We start from the raw sequence: 24,646 nt of genomic DNA on the forward strand, positions 1-24,646 counted from the left end.
GGTGTCAGGCTGTGTAATTCAGGCGGCTTAAGCAGGCGCTGGCCAGCTTGCCGAGAATTTCAAGAAATGTCGTGCCCATGTCCGGCTTGAAGTGCTCGGACCCTTCTGCGGCGAAGACCAGCACGCCAATCGTGCGCCCCTCATGCGTTAACGGCACCATGGCGACTGAGCCGGGCTTGCTGTCGAACCAGCCGTGCGCCGGCAGATAGCCTTCCTGGCCACAATAAGGCTTTTGCAGCCCGGCCACAAAGGCCTGGAGCATATCGTCGGAGCCCTGGAAACGCTCGTCTTTGAGGGCTGGAAGATTCCACAGGCGCAGGGCGACTTCCAGCATATCGAATTCCTGGCGCAGCCCGTCAACGACGCGTTGCGGCAGTCTCTGCGGATCCTGCTCGGCCAGCATATGCGTACACCAGAGCGTGACATGATCGCTGATGGTTTCGTTGGAATTGGCATTGTGCAGCAGCTCAGACAGCTTCCACTCCAGTTCCTTGTTGCGCGTGCGCAGCGTCAGAATCTGGCGTTCACCCAATGACAGTGTGTTGCGTGCATGAGGGTGGGGTACCTTCAGAGACGAAAAAATATCGGCGTGCTCATCAAAAAAAGCAGGGTTGTCCTGCAGAAATTGTGCGACGGTTTCTGCTGTCAGTGTGGCAGCTTCAGACATGAGTACGTTCCTTTATAAAGCAGTGCTGTTGCGATACTGCGCAACCAGGCGATCAATGTTTATTTCACTTGAAAATACCGTCACGGCCGGGCCGCGCATGGTAATTTGCGTGCCGTCCCAGGCGATGTTCAGGTCGCCGCCGCGCGTATGGACGGTCACCGGCGATTGCAGGCGCCCGCGCCGGATACCCGCGACCACGGCGGCGCAGGCGCCGGTCCCGCAGGCCAGCGTTTCACCAGCCCCGCGTTCATAAACCCGCAAGTTGATCGTATGCGGGTCCACGATTTGCATAAACCCGGCATTGACGCGATTGCCAAAGCGCGGGTGCCCTTCGATCAGCGGGCCTTGCACGGCGACCGGTGCGCTGGCGACATCATCTACGATCTGCACGGCATGCGGGTTGGAAATGGCAACCAGCGAGAGCGTGACGGTATCGCCATTGCTCAGCGGCAACGACCATAGCGTGTCGTCATGATCGCGCGTGCTTGGCAGATCGCTTGTGTCAAATGCGACAGCCTCGGGTTCAAAGCGGGTTTGTCCCATATTGACCGTGACCGTTGTGTCATCGGCTTCTTCGAGCGTGATCAGGCCGGTTGCAATTTCGGCCTTCAGCGGATTGCGCGAAGACAGTTTCTGTTCGTGCACAAAGCGGACAAAGCAGCGAGCGCCGTTGCCGCAATGCTCTACTTCAGTGCCATCGGCATTGAAAATGCGGTATCGGAAATCGGCCTCGGGGTGGCTTGGCGCTTCGACCAGCAGGATCTGGTCTGCGCCGATGCCAAATTGCCGGTGCGCCAGCGCGCGAGCACGCTCGGGCGTCATGTCGATGGACTGACGTACGCCATCGAGCACAACAAAGTCGTTGCCGGCGCCGTGCATTTTCGAGAAAGACCAGATCATTGAACGTTTTCCTGATTGAACCGCTGATTATTGGACATTATTATCGCCGATCCTGCACGGCAGCACCATGACCATGCGCAATCAATAAAATTTCTTTTCCCCTTCGGGGCGGGTTTTGAAGCGCCGATGCACCCAATAATACTGGGGCGGATCGGCGCGCACCCACTCTTGCAGCTGTTGGTTGCCGAAAAGCGTGGCCTGCTCCAGGCTCATCTGGCCTGGAAAATCGTCAAAGGCAGGTAGCACCCGGGTGTGATAGTGACCGGTGGCGCTGTCCCAGCGGGTCACGATGGGAATCACGTCGGCCTTCCAGGTCCGGGCAATTTGGGCGGTTGCCGGCAGGGTCGCTGCCGGTACGCCAAAGAAAGGCACAAAGAGGGCGCCTTCGCGGCCAAAGTCCATGTCCGGCAGGTAATACACCGGCGTGCCCTGGCGCAGTTGCCGGATGAGACCGCGAATGCCCTCCTTGCGAGGGATCTGGGTCACTTTATTGAAGCGACCGCGTCCTTTGATCATCAGGGCATCAACCTGCGGATCGGATGCAGGCGTGTACATGGTGGCCGATTTGACCAGATGCATGGACAAAATAGTGGCTGCGGCGTCCAGCCCGACAAAGTGCGGGGCGAACATCAATGTGGGTCGGGAGGAGTCGATGCTGTTCTGGATGTGTTCATAACCGCTAAGGTGCACCATGCGGCGGATTTTATCTTCCGAGCCGTACCATAGCACAGCGCGATCAATCATGGTCTGGGCCAGGGCACGAAAATGTTCCCGCAACCAGCGCTGGCGCTGAGCTGGCGTAGCCTCGGGGAAACACAATTGGAGATTGGTGCTCACGATGAAGCGGCGGCGCTTCATCAGCGTGCGCATCAAGGTAGCGCAGATACTGCCCAGGCCCAGACGCAGGCGGTCCGGTAATAGATTGATGGTGCGGAAAAGAAAAACGAGTAATGCGGATTTCATAATGTTTGAAGATGAGCGAAATGCGTGCTGACAATATGTGCTGGCAGTGCGCCGTGACAAGCACGTCGCTGGCTGCCGGCCTGGCGGCATTGCCGGCAGACGGGTGCGATCCTGAATTTTTTCGATTGTAATGGAGAAAAGGATGGCATGGTCCAGGCGGTTGCCTTGACGAGCAAGACGGGTACACTGGCAAAAAACACTATATATGCATGCGCAAACAAATATATTGACGCGCATCTTTGTTTCTTATAATATGCATGCACATGCAAACAATAAATAAATGAAATCTGATGATCTCCATTGCCTTGCATGAAAGCAAACTGTTGAACACTTTATAAAGGAAATATGATGAGCTGGTTATATCTTGGAATCGCCGTGGTCTTTGAGGTCGCGGTCGCAATATCGGCAGGCAATGCCAAGGGATTCACCCGGGCAGGGTGGACGATCGCCACCCTTGTCAGCGGAGTTATTGCCACTTATTTTCTCAGCCTTGCGCTGCTGACCTTCGATGTGGGCATTGGCTACGCAATCTGGACCTCGGTCGCAGGCGTAGGCATCGTTATTCTGGGCGCACTGTTCTTTGGGCAGCGACTGAACTGGAACAAGGTCCTCGGGATTGTTTTGGTCATCGGAGGCGTTGTCGGTTTGCAGCTCAGTGGTGCGGCGTAAGGCGTTGGCAGTCATTGACAGATATTGGTTAATTTAATTTATATAACTTTGAAGGAAATAGATATGTTGACAACAAACAAAAAAAATCCGGGTAGTGGGCAGGCGTGGATGATGTTGCTGCTGGCCGGTGCGTTCGAAATCGGTTATGCGCTCAGTGTTGGTGGGAGTCAAGCCTTTACCGTGTTGAGCTGGTCGCTTGCCGCCATCGTTTTCTTTTTGCTCACGCTGTATTTTCTCAGCGCCGCCCTGAGGACGATTGACGTGGGGATCGGCTACGCAGTCTGGGCGGGTATTGGCGCGGTCGGCGCGGCTGCTTTTGGCAGCGTCCTGCTTGATCAGCCACTGACGGCGGTGCAGGTATTTTGGCTGGTCGTTATCATCGCAGGGGTCGTCTGGCTCAAACTGGCCGATAGCGTCAAACTGCAGGCAGAGCAAAGCAGCGAGCCATTCTGAGCAGAGGTTTGTTGCGGTGCTGAAAAATACCGACAGGTATATCCAGGAGGAAAAAATGATCTTTTTATCCAATGACAGCTTCGGTTTCTCATGCGGTAAAAGAGGCAAGAACGCGGGTGGCTCCGATGGCCGTTGATCTTGCGAAACGTCTGCCGCCGCTTATGCAGGAGGTCGTCGCCTTCTCCATGGAACATGTCCATCAAGGTGGTATTCCATTTGCCGCATTTGTGGTCGATGGCGGTGGCACAGTCCTGGGGCGCGGGGTCAATCGCGTATGCGAGTGTCGTGATCCGACCGCGCATGCCGAGGTTCAGGCCATACGGGATGCATGCCGTGCCCACGGTATTGGCCGTTTGCACGGGGCAACGCTTTTGGCTTCAGGAGAGCCTTGTGCGATGTGTTATATGAGTGCACTCTATGCGGGTATCACGCAGATATGCTTTGCTGTTGATCGGGACGAAGCGGCAGCCAATGGCTTTGACTATCGTGGCAGCTACACGGTTTTGGCCAGCGATCCCATTGACTGGCATTCGCCCGTGGTCCGAAAACTGCCTGTGCCCGAAGGTTTGCAGCCGTTTCTGGCGTTTCGCGCCCGGTCTGCCTCGGCTTGATTTTGCATGGACATGCATATGATAAGATATTTTGCTGAACGATTAAGGACGTGGTGAACTTCGATGTCAAAGAAAAGTGATACATGGCTTAAGCTGATTCAGGTGATCGCCAATGTCGAGGCCAGGCTTGGCGCGGTGCTGCAGGCAAAGCATGGGCTTGGTCTTTCAGAGTATCGTGCACTTGAGGTATTGGCGCGTTCGCCCAACGCCGAATTGCGCATGCAGGAGCTTGCGTCGCATCTGCGCCTGAACCAGAGTTCGGTTTCGCGGATGGCTGAGCGTCTGGAACGCGTCGGGTTTACCATTCGCGATCTGTGCCCGGACGACAAACGAGGGGTTTATACAGTGATCACCGATAAAGGGCGGGCGCATCTGGATGGCGCGCGAGTCGATTACGAAAATGCGCTGGATGAAGCAGTCAAAGAATGCGGGTGTGAAAAGCTGCTGCTCATGAAATTTATCAATGCAGGATAGCTGGCCTGACGCTATCATTACGGCTGCGCCACTTTGAAGGGGTGAGGGTGTCAGGCGCCAGGTTATGTCGGCCCGGCATGCCGCCGGCAGTTGGCGACAGTGTGTTCAAATGCACGTCCTGGAGGGCGGCGTACCCTGGATGGTTTACAGGCACGAACAGCGCACCCATCGGTTTTCCACAATTGACAAAATCCTGGACAATTCTGTACATTAACACCTGAACCGATGCGGACCCTCCCGCACCGGTCCCTGATCAATAGGCGGGTGTCATCAACACCAGCATCAGTACGATCAGGATAAGTAGAAATACGATCTGCTTCATCGTAAACTCCTTATCAGATTGGCCCGGCTTCGGTCGGGCCTTTTACCGTCGGCTGTTTATCAGCGCTGTGGCAAAGGCGCCTGGCCCCTGCCACAGCGATATTTTCTGCAAACCCATGCCCTTGCGGTCTGCCGGTGCATCGTATGTATCCGCCTCGTTTTCTACCAAGACAGCCGGTCAGCCCGCCGACTTTTGCGCTCCTACATGGCGAATGTCGCGCCAGGTTGCCTTTTATCTACTGCTGTCAGGGTTTTTCAGGCCTTCGCAGTCAAATTGTCATAAAATGATTTCCGGTCGCTGAGTTAACCGACAACTTGCGGGGCGACAGCTGAATACACGGTGCACATGCCAGGCTTGGCATGGGGTCGTTTTCAGATACATTCCGCTAAAGCGTCGCGCCAGTATTAATCCCATTCGGTGCTGCGCGTTCTTTTTAAGAATGTCGGTTTTGTTTTGACACTATTAATTGGACGCAACATGGCCCACAACGATTTTCTCTTTACTTCCGAATCCGTTTCCGAAGGTCACCCCGACAAGGTTGCTGACCAGATTTCCGACGCCATTCTTGATGCGCTGCTCGAGCAGGACCCCCAGTCCCGCGTAGCCGCCGAAACCCTGTGCAATACCGGCCTGGTTGTCTTGGCCGGAGAAATCAGCACCAAAGCCAACATCGACTATATTCAGATCGCGCGCGATACGATCAAGCGCATTGGCTATGACAATACCGAGTATGGTATTGACTACAAGGGCTGCGCAGTACTGGTCGCCTACGACAAGCAGTCTCCCGACATTGCCCAGGGTGTTGATCGCAGCGAAGAAGATATTCTGAATCAGGGCGCTGGGGATCAGGGCCTGATGTTTGGTTTCGCATGCGACGAAACGCCGGATCTCATGCCTGCGCCCATCTGGTATGCCCACCGTCTGGTGCAGCGCCAGAGCGAATTGCGCAAGGACGGCCGGCTGCCCTGGCTGCGTCCCGATGCCAAATCCCAGGTCACGTTCCGGTATGTCGATGGCAAGCCGGTAGAGGTCCATACCGTTGTGCTCTCTACCCAGCATGCCCCGGAGATCTCGCAGGACGCGATCCGCGAAGCGGTCATCGAAGACATCATCAAGCCGACTTTCGCCGAAGGCTTGATCACGGCCGATACCAAGTTTCTGATCAACCCGACGGGCAAGTTCATTATTGGCGGCCCTCAGGGTGATTGCGGCCTGACCGGACGCAAGATCATTGTCGATACCTATGGCGGTGCCTGCCCGCACGGCGGTGGCGCGTTTTCAGGCAAGGATCCTTCCAAGGTTGACCGTTCTGCTGCCTATGCGGCACGTTATGTGGCCAAGAATATTGTTGCTGCGGGCCTGGCGCGCCAGTGCCAGATCCAGGTCAGCTACGCCATCGGTGTGGCCGAGCCCATCAATATCACCGTGTACACGGAAGGCACCGGCGTCATCCCTGACGACGACATTGCCAAACTGGTACGCGAGCATTTTGACCTGCGTCCGCGCGGTATTGTGCAGATGCTGGATCTGCTGCGTCCGATCTATACCAAATCTGCCGCCTATGGGCACTTTGGCCGCTCGGAGCCCGAGTTCAGCTGGGAAGCGCTGGACAAGGCGGCGGTTCTGAAAAAAGCCATCGCTTAAGGTATAATCGTCGTGTCCTGAGGGGCGTTGCGACATGACTTCCCCGTCATGCCAGGCTCAGGATACGATCAGGTAACGAACCGCGCTCATCATATACTGCGTTGCTGGTCTATGGTGAGACGTAACTCACAGTCGGCATCGCAGTATGTTTCAGGATGAAAACTATGACTGCTGATTATAAAATTGCCGATATTACACTGGCCGACTGGGGCCGGCGTGAACTGTCCATTGCCGAAACCGAAATGCCGGGCCTGATGGCCACGCGCGAAGAGTTCGCCAAATCCCAACCGCTCAAGGGCGCCCGCATTGCCGGCAGCCTGCACATGACCATCCAGACCGGTGTGCTGATCGAAACGCTCACTGCGCTGGGCGCCGAGGTGCGCTGGGCTTCCTGCAATATTTTCTCTACCCAGGATCACGCTGCCGCCGCCATTGCTGCCAGTGGCGTACCGGTATTTGCCATCAAGGGCGAAACGCTGGCCGATTACTGGGAATATACACACCGCATTTTCGACTGGCCGGGTGAACAGGCCAATATGATCCTGGATGATGGCGGCGACGCCACCACCCTGTTGCATCTGGGCGCCAAGGCGGAAAAAGACATGTCCGTGCTGGACAATCCGGGCAGCGAAGAGGAAACCGTGCTGTTTGCCGCCATTCGCGAGCGCCTGGCCAAAGATGCCACCTGGTACTCGACAAGACTGGCCAATATCATTGGCGTGACCGAAGAGACCACGACCGGCGTGCACCGCCTGTACCAGATGGCACAGAAGGGCGAATTGCATATTCCCGCCATCAACGTCAACGACTCCGTGACCAAATCCAAGTTCGATAACCTGTACGGCTGCCGTGAATCGCTGGTCGACGGCATCAAGCGCGCGACCGACGTGATGGTCGCCGGCAAGATTGCGGTTGTGGCCGGTTTTGGCGATGTGGGCAAGGGTTGCGCTCAGGCGCTATCGGCCCTGCGCGCCCAGGTGTGGGTCACCGAAATCGATCCGATCTGCGCCCTGCAGGCATCCATGGAAGGCTACAAAGTGGTCACCATGGAGGAAGCGGCGGACAAGGCAGATATCTTTGTCACGGCTACCGGCAACTACCATGTGATTACACGCGATCATATGGAGCGCATGAAAAACGAAGCCATCGTTTGCAACATTGGTCACTTTGACAATGAGATTGATGTGGCTGCCGTCGAAGATTTGCAGTGGGAAGAGATCAAGCCGCAGGTTGACCATATTATTTTCCCCGATGGCAAACGTATTATTCTGCTGGCCAAGGGACGCCTGGTCAATCTGGGTTGTGCTACCGGCCATCCGTCATTTGTGATGTCTGCCTCGTTTACCAACCAGACCATTGCGCAGATCGAATTGTTTACCCGTACCGAACAGTACAATAAAGGCCAGGTGTATGTGCTGCCCAAGCATCTCGATGAAAAGGTGGCGCGCCTGCATCTGAAAAAACTGGGTGTGAATCTCACAACGCTGTCGCAGAAACAGGCCGATTACATCAGCGTGCCTGCGCAGGGACCATTCAAACCCGATCATTATCGCTATTGATCAATCGCGGCGATTGCTGTCGGCCCGCACGATTATCACAAATGTGATTGCTGCAAATGTGATGATCCTGCCGGCAGCAGTTCGCTTTTGGATTGGCAGCAGGAGCATGCCGCAGTGCGGCAACTTTCGATCATTGTGCTGCCGTTCGACTGTCATGTAAGGCATTGCAGTTGGACGGGGGCGCAATGGCAGCGTGAGCTTAGGGCGCACGTTGTTCTGGTGTTGGTGTTCTTTTGGTGTTGGTGTTCTATTAGGGAATTTAAAGGAGAAGTAATATGACATTGCTGTTAACCTGGGTCCTGCAGGCGCTGGCCCTGATGATTGTTGCCTATATTCTGCCTGGCATTACTGTAACCAGCTTTGTATCTGCGCTTATTGCAGCTGTCATTCTGGGGCTGGTCAATACGGTTGTTTATCCCATTCTTGCCATTCTGACCCTGCCAATTACCGTTGTTACGCTGGGGCTTTTCCTGTTGGTGCTTAACGTGCTGATGTTCTGGCTGGCCGGATCGGTATTCAATGGCTTCAAGGTGGATGGTTTCTGGTCGGCCGTCATTGGCGCCGTGCTGTATTCCATCATTTCTGCAATTTTGCTGAGTATTCTGAATTAACGTTATGAGTTCTTTTTCCGACGAGGCATTCAGCCTGGAGTTTTTCCCGCCGCGCGATCAGGCATCGCGCGAGCGACTGGTAGGCACCGCCAAGCAGTTGATGGCGATGCATCCTCGTTATGTAAGTGTGACTTTCGGGGCAGGCGGTTCTACCCGGGATGGAACGGCCGAGACCGTCTCCATGTTCTCGCAACTCGGTTGTGAGGCTGCCCCGCACCTTTCCTGCATCGGTGCCAGCAGAGCATCGCTGATTCAATTGCTGGATCAGTACAAGGCCAAAGACATTCGTCGTATTGTGGCGTTGCGCGGCGATCTGCCCTCGGGCATGGGAGGCAATGATTCAGAGTTGCCGTACGCGTCCGAGCTGGTCAGGCTTATTCGTGAACATTCGGGTGACTGGTTTCATGTCGAAGTAGCCGCCTATCCGGAAACGCACCCGCAAGCCGACAGCCCCGAGCATGATCTGAATAATTTTGTGACCAAGGTCAATGCCGGCGCCAACAGTGCGATTACGCAGTATTTTTTCAATGCCGATGCCTATTTCGATTTTATCGATCGTGCCGTGCAGCGTGGCGTCACAATTCCGATCGTGCCCGGAATCATGCCCATTACCAACCATACGCAGTTGCTGCGTTTTTCGCAAATGTGCGGTGCCGAAGTGCCGCGCTGGATTCGCCTGCGTCTGGCGCAATTTGGTGATGACAAGGCGTCGATTCGTGCCTTTGGCGCCGATGTCGTTACACAATTGTGCCAGAAGCTGATTGACGGTGGCGTGCCGGGCATTCATTTTTACACGCTCAATAATGCCGAAGCCACCCTGGCGATCTGGAAAAATCTGCGCTATTGAGTTTGCGGATAATCCGAAGCCTTTAAAAAGGTGCTCATCTTTTTCCGACCTGATTAGATTGCCGGGGGTTGCGGTCTGGTCACTGTCTCTTTAATAGAAAGAGACAGAAAAATAATTAAAATTAATTACAACAATGAAAATGGCTGCCTGTGTTTTATAAAATTTTTCTGGCTAATAAAATGAACAAGAGAAAGAATATTATGGCAATAATAAAGCCAATATACGAATAAGGTGCTGGCAAAAAGAGTGCTATTGCGACTATTAGTAAAGCGTGAGCACCCCCGCCGGGGGCACATAATTTGTGGTTCAGGCATTGGCTATTTTCCCAGCCATTTTATAGCAGTTATGGAAGTGGATTTGGTACCCCACGTCTGGGGTGATGCGACTGCCCCAAACGTGTTGTGTCGCTATAGCATTAGCGTTTTGGTCGTTTCATGTCGCAAGTGGTGGGCAATTGCGCTTCGGCAGCCGGAATGACTTCCTCTGTGCGCCAACCAAAGCCAGTGCCTTCCTGCTCAAGCTGCACATTAGTGTCATTGGTTTTGGACCATGTTGCTACATACAAAGCCTGCTGTAGTTGATGGTCAGAAGCGCGCATTTTGATTTTTCCATTAAGGCTATCGAGCTCCATGTCTTCCAGGGCAAATGCCACGTCAACTGGATTGGTGGAACCCGTTTCTTTCATTGCCTTTGAAAGAAGCGCCACACCGGAATAAGCCTGCAGCCAGGTCAGGTCATCGTTATGCTTTTCTTTAAAGCCTTCGACCAGGTCCCTGCCTTTATAGCTTTCGTTATTAACGTTCCATACACCCACGTATTTGACACGCTCAAGACCGCTTTCGCCCATGGCTGTCGGCGAGCCTTTTAGCACGGCGTAGTATGTGTAGAAGTTTGCCTCAAGCCCAGAAGCACGTGCCGCCTTAATCAACAGTGCCAGGTCAGAGCCCCAGTTGCCTGTAATGATGGTGTCCGCGCCAGATGCTTTGATTTTGGCTATGTAAGGTGCGAAGTCCTTTACTTCACCAATTGGGTGCAAGTCATCGCCAACAATTTCTACATCGGGACGCTTTTGAGCAAGCATTGCCTTGGCGGCCTTACTGACAGCGCGCCCAAAGGCATAGTTTTGACCAATCACATACACTTTTTTAACCTCTTGGTTTTTGGCCAAGTGGTTAACCAGAGCTTGCATTTTCATGTCGGAATTAGAATCGACACTAAACTGCCAGAAGCTGCATTTGTTGTTAGTGAGTTCTGGATCGATCGCACCATGGTTAATGAATAAGACTTCCTTGCCAGGGTTGCGCGCGTTATGTTTGTTGATCGCCTCAACCAAGCCAAATGCGACCCCAGATCCATTCGCTTGAGCAACATAACGGTAGCCTTGGTCAATGGCTCGCTTAAGCTGGCTTAGGCTGTCCTGTACACCTGCTTTGTTATCGAAACCGACGAACTCTAGTGTGTGCTCACCGGCCCATTTTTCCTTGTTGGCGATGTCGCCAATATACTGCCATGTACGCATCTGGTTTTCGCCTAATGCCGCGAATGATCCGGATAATGGGTCGATGAGCGCAACCTTGACGTTGTCAGCATGGGCCAAACCTGCAAATAGGCCTATCGTTAGTGCTATAGCGCTTAGTTTGAGTTGTGTTTTTTGCTTCATTTTGTCTCCTTCCTGTATTAGTTACAAGTACAAACGTTAAACCTCCAGCCAGTCTCTGCGCACTTCCTGTGCATTGGACAGATCGTCGGGGGCTCCTTCAAAAACGATAGTTCCGTGGCCCATTACATAAAGCCTTTGGGAAATATCGAGTGCAATTGCCAGCTTTTGCTCTACTAGCAAAACTGCTACGCCACGCTGACGAAGTACGTCAAGGTATTCGGCTACTTGATCAACAATTAGTGGGGCAAGCCCTTCTGTGGGCTCGTCAATCATGATCAGTTTAGGGTCGCCAATTAACGACCGGCACAGCGTTAGCATTTGCTGCTCACCGCCCGATATTACCCCAGCGGATGTATTTCTACGTTCTTTCAGGCGCGGGAACATGTTGTACATATCTTCCATGCTCCATTGCGAACGCTTGCCACGCTGCTGCCCTAGCAGTAGATTTTGCTCTACCGTTAGAGATGGAAAAATATCGCGAGTTTCCGGTACGTACCCCAAGCCTTGCAACGCTATTTCGTGGGTTCGCATGCCGGTGATTTCTTTGCCATCAAATACTACTGATCCGGCCGACTGCACCAACCCCATCACCGCCTTAATCGTCGTTGATCGACCGACACCATTGCGACCCAGCAGGCTGACAATTTCGCCGGCGTTTACATGCAGATCAACGCCTTGAAGCACATGGCTTTTTCCGTAATAGGCGTGTAGCCCTGAAATCTCAAGCAACGCCATCTTTCACCTCTTTTTGCTGATCTTTTGAAACGCCTAGATAAGCCTCTTGTACGCTGACATTGGAACGAATATTTTCTGGTGTGTCACAGGCTATTACCTGCCCGTACACCACCACCGCAACACGATCAGCCAACCCAAACACAACCCCCATGTCGTGTTCGACCATTAAAAGTGTTTTGTTGATGGTGACCGTTTTAATCAGCTCAATGGCTGCGTCACTTTCGCCACGGCTCATGCCTGCGGTTGGTTCATCCAGCAAGATAGTGCTGCTTCCGCCCGCGACGGCGATGCCAATTTCCAGCGTACGTTGTTCGGCATAGGTAAGCAAATTGACGGCGATATCGCGCCGCGACTCCAGCCCAATAAGCTCCAGCACTTCCTGCGCGCGTTCGTGCAGCGGCCTGAGCTGACTGATGTGCTGCCAAAACGTATAGCGATAGCCCTTGGACCACATGCAAGCCGATAGTATGTTTTCGTAGACCGACTGGCGATGAAACAGGTTAGTAATCTGAAAACTACGGCTTAGCCCACTTCGATATATTTGCTGTGCATTTTGGTCGTCTATCTGTTTACCGTCAAACCATATCTGGCCAGAGCTAATAGGCAAGCGCCCAGAAATAAGATGGAACAAGGTGGATTTGCCGGCGCCGTTAGGTCCAATCACGGCTAGCCTTTCACCGCTATTTACAGCCAGATCCACCCCTCGGATTATCTCGGTTTTGCCAAACTGTTTGCGCACATCTTTTAGTTCAAGAATGGTGTTTGTCATTGCAGTCCCCCTGAGGCTCGGGTTTGTCTACGGCTAATCGTTCAAGTAATGCACGCCCCGCAGGCTTGATGGTTAGCATCCCAGCCAGCAAAATCACAGCACCAACAGCCCACGCCACGAAGCTTTGGTGGTTTAGGAGCAGCCCAAACAGTGGCATGGGGTCCGATGTGCCCGTAGCCCGGTGATACATAAGTTCGATCAAGGTAATGACGCCAACCAATAGCAGCAATGCGCTTAGCGTCAGGCGCAGGAGCGATAGGTACTGCCGTTGAGCTAGAGTTTGACGCAAAACGTCCAGGCCCGGCTTTAAAAGACTGCTGATACCCCCGGGTGCATAAACCACCACCAGCATAAACACGAGCCCCAAATATATTTGCCAGCCAGCTGTGTAGTCTGGCAAGAATTTGGTCAGCATGATCCCGACAAGGGCGCCCAGCATGGGGCCTATGAAGGTACCTGTGCCGCCAATGAATGTGAACAGCAATACGGCGCCGGACTCATGCAGGCTAAGTATCTCGTCTGTGGCGATTTCGAAGTTGATTGCCATCAAGGCGCCACCTATGCCTGCAAATAACCCAGATATCATCAGCGCCATGTAGCGCAGCAAATGTGGGTCGAACCCAATAAATGAGATGCGCTCTTCGTTGTCACGCACACCGTTTAGCAGGCGTCCCAATGGGGTTCTGGTTAAAAAGAATGTTGCCATCACACATATGAATAGCCACGCAGCGGCCAGATAATAGACTTGAATTTGTGGTCCGAAGTCCCAATCGAACAAATAGTTCCCGTATACCCGGTTGGTGGAAACGCCACCCTCACCACCGAAAAATGCGGGAAACATTAATGCGCTTGCAAAAACCATCTGGCCTATGCCCAGTGTAATCATGGCAAATGTCACGCCAGAAGTGCGCGTAATGACGTAGCCTATCAGTGTCGCAACGGCCAGGCCGGTGATTGCACCGACAATGGGTACCAATGGAAGCGGCAACCAAATCGAGCCATCGCTGGCAAGATTCATGGCATGAACCGACATGAAGGCACCCAGCCCAGAAAATGCGGCATGCCCAAAGGACAGCATGCCACTTTGGCCAAGCAATACATTGTATGAAAGCGCCAGCACCATCATGGTACTAATTTGCGTCAGATGGGAAAGGGCCAGAGACGAAGTAAAAATATGCGGCGCCACTACCAGGACGATGGCGAAACCTAACCATATCAATGGCATCCGATTAGGCGTCAGATTATTAGGCCGGTTGGCAGTCAAGGAATGTGTAGACATAGCTTAATTCTCCCGTTTGCCCAGCAACCCACGTGGACGAAATATTAAAACCAACACTAGAAGTGCATATGGCAATATGGGGGCGACTTGCGATACAGTGACGCTTAATACAGAGTGACCAAATACGTCGGGACCTAAACCTAAGCCTATGGACGACAGGCCGTCTAATAGCGATAGGTCGATGGCTACAGCAAAGGTTTGGATTACGCCAAGTAGTAGCGATGCCAGTAATGCACCCATTAGCGAGCCCATACCGCCAGCAACGACTACCACAAAAATAATCGTTCCTAAGGTTTCAGCCATGCTTGGTTCGGTAACAAATGCATTACCGCCAATGACACCGGCCAAGCCAGCCAGAGCACACCCGCCACCAAACACCAACATGAATACGCGCGGCACGTTATGCCCTAAGGACTCGACCATTTCCGGGTGAGTAAGCGAGGCTTGTATGATCAGGCCCACCCTGGTGCGGGTCAGGACTAGATACAGTGTCAAAAGCGTTAATACGGCAATCAACATCATAAAAGCCTGGTATTTGGGAAATGACGTGGTGTAGATGGTGAATATTGATCCTTGCAGTATTTCTGGGATGCCATAAGGCACAGAGGACCGACCCCATATCAGCTGCACAGCTTCCAGTATCAGATACGACATGCCGAAGGTATATAGCAGCTCGGCCACGTGACCATATTTGTGCACCGCACGCAAACCGTAACGCTCTACCAGCACGCCACCCAAGCCTGCCAGTATTGGGGCGACGACAAATGCCACCCAAAATCCAGCCACGCCGCTTATGGTGTAGGCCAAATAAGCACCCAGCATATAAAAGCTGGCATGGGCAAAGTTAAGTACCCCCATCATGCTGAAAATCAGCGTTAGCCCTGAAGACAGCATGAACAAAAGCAGTCCATAGCTAAGGCTATTCAGAAGAGAGATTAGAAAAAACTCCATTCGGGTCTCCTTTTGTGGCTAATCATAAGCCTGGCTGTTATTGTTTTTTACTACTTACTTCAAATAAACCTGCCGCCCCCATGCCGCCGCCAACGCACATAGTGACGACAACATAGCGTGCACCTCGGCGTTTGCCTTCAAGTAGCGCATGACCAACGAGCCTTGCGCCCGTCATGCCATAAGGATGGCCAATAGAAATAGCACCGCCATTCACGTTGCACAGGCTGGGGTCTATGCCCAGATAATCGCGGCAATAAAGGACTTGGCAGGCAAAAGCCTCGTTGATTTCCCACAGATCTATGTCTTTTACGCTTAGGCCATGTTGTTTTAGAAGCTTGGGAACTGCAAAAATTGGGCCTATGCCCATTTCTTCAGGTGCGCATCCAGCGACTGCCATGCCACGGTATACGCCCAGTGGCGCTAGCCCACGGTGCTTGGCCAAGGCGGCATCCATAACTACACATGCGGATGCGCCATCAGACAGCTGGCTAGCGTTGCCTGCAGTTACCAGGCCACCATCTATGACGGGCTTGAGCGCGGCAAGACTCTCGATCGTGGTTTGAGGGCGATTGCCCTCATCTTGAGAGAGAGTTACCTCTTGATAGTGAGTTTCCCCTGTGGCTTTGTCGGTGATTGCTTGGCTGGCAGTTATTGGCACAATTTCATCATCGAATAAGCCCGCTTTTTGTGCCACCGCGGTGCGTAGCTGGGACTCCAGCGCATAAGCGTCTTGGTATTCCCTGCTAATGCCATACTTGGCAGACACATATTCGGCCGTTTGAAGCATGGGCATGTACGCGTGTTCAACGGCGCTAATTACTGCAGTATCAGCGTCGCGAAACGTCCTTGGCATATAGTCGTTTTGAACGGCTGAAATGTTGTCTTGGCCACCAGCGACAACTATGTCCATACCTTCCAGGGTGACCTGGCGGGCAGCGGCGGCAATAGCCATCAAACCGGACGCGCATTGTCGGTCCATTGTTTGCCCAGGCACAGTAACTGGCAGCCCCGCCGCTAAGCTGGCGTACCTAGCAATATTTCCACCCGCCGTACCGGCGCCCAGCACTGTACCTATAAGTACATCGTCGATTTCGGATGGGTCTATGTTGGCGCGTTGCACCGCGTGATGAATTGCATGGCCTAGCAGCGAGGGTGATTTTATGTTGTTAAGCGCTCCTTTGAAGGCTTTTCCAATGGGCGTTCGGGCAATGGACACAATAACGGCTTCTCTCATCAAACCTCCTAGTTGTAATCCGGTGAACAAGCTTCCTATTGATAAGGTTGGTATGCAAAAGGCCCTAGCCTACTTGGCAACAATCAAAATAATTTCATCGGCGATTTCATGTGGATTGTAACGGCCGTCTGGCTTATACCAGCTCATCATGCCGCGTAATGTTCCTTCTATTACCCGTACAGCAATCGCCGGATCCCCTTTTAGATGACCCGCTTCGTGACACTGACGTACGACTTCAGTCCAAGAACTGAAGTAGCGTTTTCGTAGTTGTATTAGCTCGGGCAAATGCTTCGGAGAAACATCCCGCCAATCGAAATACAGCACAGCGTGGTAGTCACCTTCTTCATCAATAAATACAAGGTTAACTTCCTGCCAAATAAATTGACGTAGTTTTTCCAGCGGTGTTAATGCTGACGCCAGCGCCTGTTCATGGCGTGTGCAGATGGATATGAAAGCGGCGCGCATCACTTCCATCAGGATTTCGTCCTTGGTCTTGAAGTAATGAAACAGGCTGCCTGAATATAGGCCAACTGCATTGCCGATATCCCTAACCGTAGTGGCCTTAAAACCTTTTTTGCGAATCAGATGCGCAGCCGCATCCAGTATTCGAGCCCGAGTCGACTCTGCAACTGGAGCTGCAAGTTCCTTTTTTTTGTCGCTAGGCAATCGGGTGGGTTCGGTCATGAGTGGTCGCAATGTATTGGCAATAAGATACTGGAATGATATCAAGTATAGAGGTAGAATCAAAAATGAAGCAAGCGCTTGGTCACTACTATTCATCAGTGTTTTCCCTGATGGGATGTGTTTTGCGGGTCATCAATAGGGCAACCCCGGAATTTAATTAATGGATATTGCATATGACTTCAACAAGCTTTTCAGAAACAAAATTTACTGCTGGTGGTCACCATTGCGAACTTACACTGGCTACTGTTTTAGCTAGCGGAATTGAAGCAGGTGGCTCTCAGGAAATCATTACTTATGGCGGTCTACGCCTAACGTACCAAGACCTGAACACGCGTTTTCGAAGATTGGGGTACGCCTTGATGCAGCTGGGTGTAAAACACGCAACTCGCATTGCTGTTTTAGAGCGAGATACCCATCGGTATCTTGAGTCTTATTTTGCTATCCCTATGCTGGGCGCTACTCTTATGACGGTCAATATCCGTCTGTCGGTCGACCAGATCCGGTACACACTAGAACACAGCCAGTCGGAATTTATCATTGCCGCAGCCGAGTTCATGCCTTTGCTGGAACAAGTCTTTGCTAGCGCCGACAGGGTGCCACCAATTATTGTTATTGGCGAATCGGACTCGTCAACATTGCCTTGTGTGGGCGAATACGAAGCACTGCTGGACGCAGCAGAAAATGCATTTGAGTTCCCGTACGTGAGCGAGGACAGTGTCGCCACGCATTTTTATACAACGGGTACTACTGGCCTACCCAAGGGCGTAACCTACACACACCGTCAGCTAGTTGCCCATACCTTGGCCGTTGGATTTGCGCTTGGCACTGCAGACGACTACCAAGCATTTCGACGCTCGGACGTCTATATGCCATTAACCCCCATGTTCCACGTGCATGCCTGGGGGCTGCCTTATGTTGCCACGCTTTTGGGGGTTAAGCAGGTTTATCCGGGTAAATACGATGCTCAGGCCCTTGTGGATCTTGTCCACACTGAAGGAGTAACGTTTTCCCATTGCGTCCCGACGGTTCTACAAATGCTGCTTACAGAGGCAGAGAAAAAATCACAAAAACTGCCAGGCTGGAAGGTGATGGTGGGCGGTTCTGCCATGTCCCCAGCGTTAGCAAAACGCGCCATGGCGTCTGACCTTCAAGTTTTTACGGGGTATGGGATGTCCGAAACATGTCCCGTCATTAGCTTTGTCCGGACATCGGCGGCCCAGGCAGCGGCATCCCCTGAAAATCTATGCCGCATAGGCCATCCTATGCCGCTTGTAACGTTAAAAATCGATCTTCAAGAAGACAGCCATCAAGGCGAACTGGTGGCTCGTTCAGTATGGCTGACACAGGAATACCACAACGATCCCGCCATGTCGGAACAGTTGTGGGAAGGTCAATTCCTGCATACCGGGGACGTCGTCGTTAAGGATGCTGATGGTGCTTTCCGTCTAGTTGATCGCACTAAAGACGTCATTAAGTCTGGGGGGGAGTGGTTGTCATCTCTAGACCTGGAAGCCTGCTTGGCCGAGCACCCTAACGTGGATGAAGTGGCTGTTATTGCTATTGCCAACGAAAAATGGGGTGAAAGACCTTGCGCTTTTGTAAAGCTAAAGCAGCACGTTAATGAACCCGACACCATGGTTAATGAAATGCATGCCATCGTAAAAGAGCGCATTAAAGAGGGGAAACTACCTCCTTATGCCATGCCCGACGAAATCCGCTTTGTTGATGAGCTGCCACGCACTAGCGTAGGAAAACTTAATAAAAAGCTGCTGCGAGAAAACATACAGTAAAGCAGCCAATAATTTTCCAGGTGAAATGGGCTACACATCTTATGGAGACAAACTATGAATCAGAACACTAACCATGCATCTTCGCTAGATAACGAAGAAATGTCATTTAACTTAAAAGATAAGCTGGCGCTAGTAACCGGAGCATCTAGCGGCATTGGGCAATTCCTTTCCGGAGCGCTTGCGCGTGCAGGGGCTGCTGTGGTGCTATGCGCACGCCGCGGGTCACGTGTGGCCGAAGAAGCACACCGCTTGTGCAACCAGGGTGCAGTAGCAAAAGGTATCGCTATGGATGTGGCCGATACCGACTCAATTAATGCCGCATTTGATCAGGTCTGTAAGGAATTTGGCCGCTATCCCGATATCCTTGTGAATTGCGCTGGTGTAGCACTGCTCAAACCATTTCTAGAGCAAACTCCGGAAGACCTTGACTCGGTTATCGGTGTCAATCTACGCGGCGCTTTTCTAGTCGGGCAACGTGCTGCGGCTGAAATGGTTAAACAAGGTGGCGGATCGATTATCAATGTTGCATCGACGGCCGGTTTGCGTCCCGGGGGCTTTTTATCAAGCTACGGAGCAAGCAAGGCAGGACTGATTCATTTATCTAAGGTCATGGCCTATGAGCTTGCGCGCAATAACGTGCGTGTAAACGTCTTGTGCCCAGGAAATATAGAAACAGATATGCATCGCGAGTTCGAAGAGGCCGGATTTGCTGAGGCCTTGGTTAAAAGGATTCCTCAGCGCCGTTTTGGTAAAAGCCAAGACCTTGTTGGCGCTACTTTGCTTATGGCTTCTGATGCGGGCAGCTATATGACAGGCTCGGTGGTCGTGATCGACGGCGGTCAGATAGTCAACTCTATTTGATATGTACATTAGGTGAAAATTGTGAGAAAAACATTAGAATTTATGATGTACGACTGGCTCAAGGTGCAGGAGCTTACCCGTCGTGACCGCTATGCAGCACACAGTCGCGAAACATTTGATTCTGTGCTTGATGTAAGCGAAAAAATAGCCTTAGAGCAGTTTCAGCCTCTTAACCGGTTAACGGACGAACAAGAGCCCGAGTATGTTAACGGAGCAGTAAAGCTTCCAGATGGTGTGGGCCAAGCGCTTAAAGCGTATGCTGATTCCGGCTTGCTGGCAGCGGGCCACAACGAGGGCGTCGGCGGCATGCAACTTCCTTATGTCATTGACATGGCAGCAAATACTTTTTTTGCTTTTAATAGCATTAGCTTGTCAGCTTACGCCATGCTTACTTATGCCAATGCAAACCTGCTTATGGCACACGGCTCAGAGGCACAAAAAAATGCCTTTGCGTTGCCACAACTACAGGGGCGTTATTTTGGCACCATGTGTCTGAGCGAGCCCACGGCGGGTTCCAGCCTGGGTGACATTACCACCAAAGCCGTCCCTGATGGTGATGACTACCTAGATTGCGGTTTAGGTCCCCGTTATAAGATCAAAGGCAGCAAGATGTGGATATCTGGTGCCGAACATGATTTGACCGAGAACATTATTCATCTGGTATTGGCAAAAATTCCTGATGACTGCGGTCAATTGCCCGCAGGCCCAAAAGGCATTTCATTATTTGTAGTGCCTAAATTTTTGGTCGAAGAAAATGGCGGCATCACGAGCACCCGAAATGACGTGATGCTGATTGGTCTGAATCACAAGCTGGGCTATCGCGGTATTCCTAATACCTTGCTTAGCTTTGGTGAAAACAACGATGCAATAGGCTACCGCATTGGTGAGCCAGGACAGGGCTTGCAACTGATGTTCCACATGATGAATGAAGCACGCATCAATATTGGTATGGGCGCCGCCATGCTGGGATATGCAGGTTATAAGGCATCCCTGGATTACGCGCGCGATAGACGCCAAGGTCATTTGCGTAGCAACAAGGGCACTCAGCGCGGCAACGCCCAGATAAAACTGATAGAGCACCCTGATGTTAAGCGCATGCTGCTAGCGCAAAAATCCTTTAGTGAAGGTGCCTTGGGGCTAGTGCTGTACTGCGCACACCTGATCGACGAAAAACGCACCGGAACAGACGATCAGAAAAATCGTGCACATGCCCTATTAGAGCTGCTTACCCCTATTGCCAAAAGTTGGCCTAGCGAATGGTGTCTTGAGGCCAATAGCCTGGCAATTCAGGTGTTGGGCGGATCAGGATACACACGTGACTTCCCCGTCGAGCAGTACTGGCGCGACAACCGCTTGAATATGATCCATGAGGGGACGCACGGCATACAAGCATTGGATTTGCTAGGAAGAAAGGTGCGGCAAAACGATGGTGCGGCCTTTAATTTATGGGTGTCTGAAGTTATGCAAACCATAGAGCAAGCCCACGAGCATGCAGACCTTAAGGGCTTTGCGCAGGACCTTGACGTGCAGTTACAGCATCTTATTGCAGCCACACAAAAGTCACAACAAGACGACATGTTCGAGATGTCGCTTGCGCATGCCACCCCATATATGCAGGCCTTTGGTCATATTGTGATTGCGTGGTTATGGCTGCAGGTTACGCTGGCTGCTTATGGTAGCGACACTACAAATGAAGCGTTTGTAGCCGGTAAGCGTAGCGCAATGCAATATTTTTATGCCTACGAGCTTGCACGAGCGCATGGCTGGTTGAACTTAATACTTGACGCAGACGATGCGGTTGCAACGATGCAGGACGACTGGTTCTGAGGCTTCCGTCACCAAATCAGAACTCAATAAACAGGGAAAAAATTTATGTCAGAACTAGTCACATGCACCAAAGATGGTGATGTCTCTATTGTTACGATTAACAATCCACCTATAAATGCCAGCTCGCAAGCCGTGCGCGAAAAATTAAAAGCAGCCTTAGCGCAACTGCGTAATGCTGCCGACATCAAGGCCGTCATGCTTTGCTGTGCCGGCCGCACATTTATGGCAGGTGCCGACATCCGCGAGTTTGATTTGCCGGAGATCCCGGCACCCGATCCCAACGAAATCCATGCCTTGCTAGAGTCCATGCAGGTTCCAGTTGTTGCCGTTATGCATGGCACAGTGCTTGGCGGTGGGCTTGAACTTGGTTTGGCGTGTCATTACAGGGTTGCCCTGGCTTCAACAGAAATGGGGCTACCCGAAGTGAAACTAGGGATATTGCCTGGCGGTGGTGGCACCCAGCGTCTGCCACGGCTTGTTGGATTTACTAAGGCGCTGGACATGATAGTTACCGGCAAATCAATGTCAGCAGCTAATGCGCTTGATATTGGCTTGGTTGACGCCCTGTTTGACGGCGATTTGCACGCCCAAACACTGGAATATTGTCGTAGCATTGCAGGTTCTGATTGCGCAAGCCGGGTGCTTGGCAGGCTGCCTGTTGAGCTTAGCGCTACCGATAAGTTAGTTTTAGAGGAACGCGTTAACAAGCTACCCTCCACAGAAAAAGGGGGGAATGCAGCGCGCGCAGCCGCTAAATCCACAGAAAAAGCAGGCAGCTTACCCTTTGCGGAAGGCCTGAAGTACGAAAGGCAGGCATTTATTGACTGTAGGAATACCAACGAGTCCAAAGCACTAAGGCATGTTTTTTTTGCCGAACGTGAAGCCGCGCGCATACCCAATCTGCCACGTGATCTAGGCCTTAGAACCATACAGTCAGTGGGTATTGTGGGCGCTGGGACCATGGGCACCGGAATTGCCATGAGCTTTGCAAACGCTGGTTTTCCCGTGGTATTGCAGGACCTTAGCCCACAGACGCTATCGCGTGCCGACGAAATTATCGATAGCACGTATCAAGGGTCTGCTGCCAAAAACCGCATCACACCGGAACAGGCCCAACATCGTGCCGGCTTGATTACAACCACAGAAGATGACATGCAACTGTCTTCTTGCGATTTAATCATCGAGGCTGTTTTTGAAAACTTTGACATAAAAAAAGCCATTTTCAAGCGCTTGGGCCAAATCGCCAAGCCGGGAGCCATTCTGGCTAGCAATACGTCATCACTGGACGTAAATGTGCTGGCGCAATGTTCAGGCAGGGCCGCAGACGTATTAGGTATGCATTTCTTTAGCCCGGCAAATATTATGCGCTTGCTGGAGGTTGTACGCTGCGATCAAACAGCACCTGAAGTACTTGCAACCATCATGCATCTGGCCAAGCGTATAGGTAAAGTGCCAGTGGTGTCTGGAGTGTGTTTCGGTTTCATTGGCAACCGTATGCTGGAAGGATACTTGCGCGAAGCGGAATTCCTTTTGCTAGAGGGCGCTACACCTGGTTTTATTGATAAGGCGCTGGAAGACTACGGGATGGCAATGGGCCCATGCCGCATGATAGACATGGCTGGCGTAGATGTTGCATCTAAGGTCGTGCTAGAACAAAAAAAATCAGGGAATCTACCTGATGACGACACGTATCGTGTCGTCGTGCAAAAACTTCATGAACAAGGTCGTTTTGGACAAAAAACAAGCAGTGGCTATTACCGATACGAAGGCCGCACACCTGTAGAGGACAGTGAGGCACTGACGTTATTCAGCGACCTGGCGCAACAACATGGCATCACACAGCGTACTGACATCAGCGCACAAGAGGTTGTTGAGCGCTGCCTGTACCCACTTATCGCCGAAGGGTATAGAATTCTAGAAGAAGGTATAGCCTACAGGTCTGGTGATATTGATACGGTATGGTTGCACGGTTATGGTTTCCCCGCTTATCGTGGCGGCCCTATGTTCTACGCTACTACCATTGGCGAAAGCAATGTAGTTGCAAGCATGCAGCGCTACGCCAAAAACACGGGCAACACCTCTGGGTATTGGAGCGTGCCAGCTAGCCTTTCGAAGGGCGCTAACTAGACCCCGTCTTATACTGAACTGACGCCAATACGGCTCAGTTCAATGCAAGTAAACCGCTTTGCCCTAGCTACCCGAAGTGTACTGTTCGATCAACGGCATAACATGCTGAAGATACGAGTAATCATTTACTCCTCGCCTAGCCTGCGCACTGCTAATTCATTCAACGACCTTATCGTTCAATGGCGTCGGTAGTCAACTGTGATATCCCAGGCCCTAGCCAGGTCGCCCCAAAACCGACAGCACCACCTGTGGTCCTATGGGCCCCGACAACGGCGGCAACGTTCTCTTCGGGTATACCGTTGTTTTGCAAGGCGTACACGATGCTTGAGTCATGCAGATGCTTAGGCAAATTGGGCAGTACGATTGTATTGGTGGTTTGCTTATTCATCAGTATCCGGTATGATCCAGCCGCCGGGCGTCACAATGGCGTCCATCGGCATATCATGTGCTGCGGGCAGATAGGACCCGTCGATCAGTCCTTCATCCCAGCCGATGCCCACACTCAGCGCGCAGCGGCCTTGCTGCGCCAGTGCATGCAGCGTACGATCATAGTACCCTTTGCCGTAGCCCAGTCGGTGTCCGTCACGTGTATAACCGAGTGTAGGTACAAGAATCAGGGACGGCTGCATCGCCGGCGTGTCCACTTGCGGTTCAGGAATATTGAAGGCGCCGCGTCGCAAGGGGGTATCGGGCGACCAGCGATAAAAGTGCAGTGGCGCGTCCCGCTGTTCAATCACCGGCAGGCTGATGTCGTGGCCGAGCATATGCAAATCATGCAATAGCGAAATTATGTCGGGTTCATCCCGTATGGGCCAAAAACCGGCGATCGAACCGATGGTTGCGCGATCCGGCAAGCGGCAATCTTGATGGCGGCCTTGCAGCCAGTCCAAAATATGCTGTTTTATTTGTACACTTAGCATCTGGCGACGCGAGTCGGGAATGGCCGATCTGGCCGAGAGCAGGGATTGACGCAAAGTCGGGGTATCGGCGGATGTCATGACCTGTGACG

25 protein-coding genes and 1 riboswitch are annotated in these 24,646 nt (G+C 52.3%); of the genes, 12 read left to right on the plus strand and 13 right to left on the minus strand.

Translation table 11 applies throughout. The annotated features are described in order from the left end of the window. Positions 1 to 4: 4 nt before the first annotated feature. The 3 genes from INT32_RS18705 to INT32_RS18715 form a co-directional block, all read right to left on the minus strand. Positions 5 to 667 (minus strand): DUF484 family protein, encoded by a 663-nt coding sequence (locus tag INT32_RS18705; RefSeq protein WP_193090221.1) that lies wholly within the window; start codon positions 665 to 667, stop codon positions 5 to 7. A gap of 12 nt (positions 668 to 679) precedes the next feature. Beyond that, positions 680 to 1,567, minus strand: coding sequence for a diaminopimelate epimerase (gene dapF / locus INT32_RS18710; RefSeq protein ID WP_193090222.1), 888 nt, complete (start codon positions 1,565 to 1,567; stop codon positions 680 to 682). A gap of 81 nt (positions 1,568 to 1,648) precedes the next feature. Further along, positions 1,649 to 2,530 (minus strand): lysophospholipid acyltransferase family protein, encoded by an 882-nt coding sequence (locus tag INT32_RS18715; protein ID WP_193090223.1) that lies wholly within the window; start codon positions 2,528 to 2,530, stop codon positions 1,649 to 1,651. Between the two features lie 348 nt (positions 2,531 to 2,878). Here INT32_RS18715 and INT32_RS18720 point away from each other — a divergent pair, with 348 nt between their 5' ends. The 6 genes from INT32_RS18720 (at position 2,879) to ahcY (ending at position 8,262) form a co-directional block, all read left to right on the plus strand. Next, entirely contained in the window at positions 2,879 to 3,199 is a 321-nt protein-coding gene (locus INT32_RS18720; protein ID WP_193090224.1) for a multidrug efflux SMR transporter, read from the plus strand. A 63-nt stretch (positions 3,200 to 3,262) separates the two neighbouring features. Beyond that, positions 3,263 to 3,652, plus strand: a complete 390-nt coding sequence (locus INT32_RS18725; protein ID WP_193090225.1) for a multidrug efflux SMR transporter — start codon at positions 3,263 to 3,265, stop codon at positions 3,650 to 3,652. Between the two features lie 71 nt (positions 3,653 to 3,723). Next, complete coding sequence (locus INT32_RS18730; RefSeq protein ID WP_226817277.1) at positions 3,724 to 4,263, plus strand: nucleoside deaminase; 540 nt, start codon at positions 3,724 to 3,726, stop codon at positions 4,261 to 4,263. Between the two features lie 63 nt (positions 4,264 to 4,326). Further along, positions 4,327 to 4,737, plus strand: coding sequence for a MarR family winged helix-turn-helix transcriptional regulator (locus INT32_RS18735; RefSeq protein ID WP_193090226.1), 411 nt, complete (start codon positions 4,327 to 4,329; stop codon positions 4,735 to 4,737). A 799-nt stretch (positions 4,738 to 5,536) separates the two neighbouring features. After that, positions 5,537 to 6,703 carry a methionine adenosyltransferase gene (gene metK / locus INT32_RS18740; protein WP_193090227.1) on the plus strand — a complete coding sequence of 389 codons (1,167 nt, stop codon included), beginning with the start codon at positions 5,537 to 5,539 and terminating at the stop codon, positions 6,701 to 6,703. Between the two features lie 13 nt (positions 6,704 to 6,716). Next, a riboswitch (S-adenosyl-L-homocysteine riboswitch) is annotated at positions 6,717 to 6,798 on the plus strand. A 69-nt stretch (positions 6,799 to 6,867) separates the two neighbouring features. Continuing rightward, positions 6,868 to 8,262, plus strand: a complete 1,395-nt coding sequence (gene ahcY, locus INT32_RS18745) for an adenosylhomocysteinase (RefSeq protein WP_193090228.1) — start codon at positions 6,868 to 6,870, stop codon at positions 8,260 to 8,262. Here the strand turns inward: ahcY and INT32_RS18750 are convergent, their stop codons facing one another. Continuing rightward, positions 8,263 to 8,544, minus strand: coding sequence for a hypothetical protein (locus tag INT32_RS18750; protein WP_193090229.1), 282 nt, complete (start codon positions 8,542 to 8,544; stop codon positions 8,263 to 8,265). It lies immediately after the preceding gene. Between INT32_RS18750 and INT32_RS18755 the strand changes: the two genes are divergently transcribed. Continuing rightward, on the plus strand, positions 8,538 to 8,873 hold the full coding sequence (locus tag INT32_RS18755) for a phage holin family protein (protein ID WP_193090230.1): 336 nt from the start codon (positions 8,538 to 8,540) through the stop codon (positions 8,871 to 8,873). The two genes, INT32_RS18750 and INT32_RS18755, sit on opposite strands and share 7 nt — an antisense overlap. Before the next feature lie 4 nt (positions 8,874 to 8,877). Further along, complete coding sequence (metF, locus tag INT32_RS18760) at positions 8,878 to 9,720, plus strand: methylenetetrahydrofolate reductase [NAD(P)H] (RefSeq protein ID WP_193090231.1); 843 nt, start codon at positions 8,878 to 8,880, stop codon at positions 9,718 to 9,720. A gap of 415 nt (positions 9,721 to 10,135) precedes the next feature. Here the strand turns inward: metF and INT32_RS18765 are convergent, their stop codons facing one another. The 7 genes from INT32_RS18765 to INT32_RS18795 form a co-directional block, all read right to left on the minus strand. Then, positions 10,136 to 11,380 (minus strand): branched-chain amino acid ABC transporter substrate-binding protein, encoded by a 1,245-nt coding sequence (locus tag INT32_RS18765; protein WP_193090232.1) that lies wholly within the window; start codon positions 11,378 to 11,380, stop codon positions 10,136 to 10,138. Positions 11,381 to 11,416: 36 nt separating this feature from the next. Further along, on the minus strand, positions 11,417 to 12,115 hold the full coding sequence (locus tag INT32_RS18770; RefSeq protein WP_193090233.1) for an ABC transporter ATP-binding protein: 699 nt from the start codon (positions 12,113 to 12,115) through the stop codon (positions 11,417 to 11,419). After that, positions 12,102 to 12,884 (minus strand): ABC transporter ATP-binding protein, encoded by a 783-nt coding sequence (locus tag INT32_RS18775; protein ID WP_193090234.1) that lies wholly within the window; start codon positions 12,882 to 12,884, stop codon positions 12,102 to 12,104. Before INT32_RS18775 ends, INT32_RS18770 begins: the two co-directional genes overlap by 14 nt. Beyond that, positions 12,865 to 14,163, minus strand: coding sequence for a branched-chain amino acid ABC transporter permease (locus INT32_RS18780; RefSeq protein WP_193090235.1), 1,299 nt, complete (start codon positions 14,161 to 14,163; stop codon positions 12,865 to 12,867). Before INT32_RS18780 ends, INT32_RS18775 begins: the two co-directional genes overlap by 20 nt. Before the next feature lie 3 nt (positions 14,164 to 14,166). Then, positions 14,167 to 15,114 carry a branched-chain amino acid ABC transporter permease gene (locus INT32_RS18785; protein WP_193090236.1) on the minus strand — a complete coding sequence of 316 codons (948 nt, stop codon included), beginning with the start codon at positions 15,112 to 15,114 and terminating at the stop codon, positions 14,167 to 14,169. Positions 15,115 to 15,151: 37 nt separating this feature from the next. Next, positions 15,152 to 16,348: an acetyl-CoA C-acyltransferase gene (locus tag INT32_RS18790; protein WP_193090237.1), complete on the minus strand. Its 1,197-nt coding sequence runs from the start codon at positions 16,346 to 16,348 to the stop codon at positions 15,152 to 15,154. A gap of 69 nt (positions 16,349 to 16,417) precedes the next feature. Further along, positions 16,418 to 17,128 (minus strand): TetR/AcrR family transcriptional regulator, encoded by a 711-nt coding sequence (locus tag INT32_RS18795; RefSeq protein WP_193090238.1) that lies wholly within the window; start codon positions 17,126 to 17,128, stop codon positions 16,418 to 16,420. 77 nt (positions 17,129 to 17,205) lie between these two features. Here INT32_RS18795 and INT32_RS18800 point away from each other — a divergent pair, with 77 nt between their 5' ends. Genes INT32_RS18800 through INT32_RS18815 form a run of 4 tightly spaced genes read left to right on the plus strand, consistent with a single transcriptional unit; the run spans position 17,206 to position 23,637 of the window. Next, entirely contained in the window at positions 17,206 to 18,822 is a 1,617-nt protein-coding gene (locus tag INT32_RS18800) for a long-chain-fatty-acid--CoA ligase (protein ID WP_193090239.1), read from the plus strand. A 54-nt stretch (positions 18,823 to 18,876) separates the two neighbouring features. Then, positions 18,877 to 19,683: an SDR family NAD(P)-dependent oxidoreductase gene (locus tag INT32_RS18805; RefSeq protein ID WP_226817278.1), complete on the plus strand. Its 807-nt coding sequence runs from the start codon at positions 18,877 to 18,879 to the stop codon at positions 19,681 to 19,683. A 42-nt stretch (positions 19,684 to 19,725) separates the two neighbouring features. Continuing rightward, entirely contained in the window at positions 19,726 to 21,510 is a 1,785-nt protein-coding gene (locus INT32_RS18810) for an acyl-CoA dehydrogenase (protein ID WP_193090270.1), read from the plus strand. Positions 21,511 to 21,555: 45 nt separating this feature from the next. Beyond that, complete coding sequence (locus INT32_RS18815) at positions 21,556 to 23,637, plus strand: 3-hydroxyacyl-CoA dehydrogenase NAD-binding domain-containing protein (protein WP_193090240.1); 2,082 nt, start codon at positions 21,556 to 21,558, stop codon at positions 23,635 to 23,637. Positions 23,638 to 23,806: 169 nt separating this feature from the next. On the opposite strand, the gene INT32_RS18820 is transcribed toward INT32_RS18815, so the two are convergent. Together INT32_RS18820 and INT32_RS18825 are read right to left on the minus strand one after the other, a co-directional pair. Continuing rightward, on the minus strand, positions 23,807 to 24,025 hold the full coding sequence (locus INT32_RS18820) for a 2-dehydropantoate 2-reductase N-terminal domain-containing protein (protein ID WP_193090241.1): 219 nt from the start codon (positions 24,023 to 24,025) through the stop codon (positions 23,807 to 23,809). After that, entirely contained in the window at positions 24,018 to 24,635 is a 618-nt protein-coding gene (locus tag INT32_RS18825) for a 5-formyltetrahydrofolate cyclo-ligase (RefSeq protein WP_193090242.1), read from the minus strand. The genes INT32_RS18820 and INT32_RS18825 overlap by 8 nt, the downstream gene beginning before the upstream one ends. Between the last annotated feature and the right edge of the window lie 11 nt (positions 24,636 to 24,646).

The sequence above is a fragment of the Advenella sp. FME57 genome (genome assembly GCF_014897675.1).
Classification (GTDB): domain Bacteria; phylum Pseudomonadota; class Gammaproteobacteria; order Burkholderiales; family Burkholderiaceae_B; genus Advenella.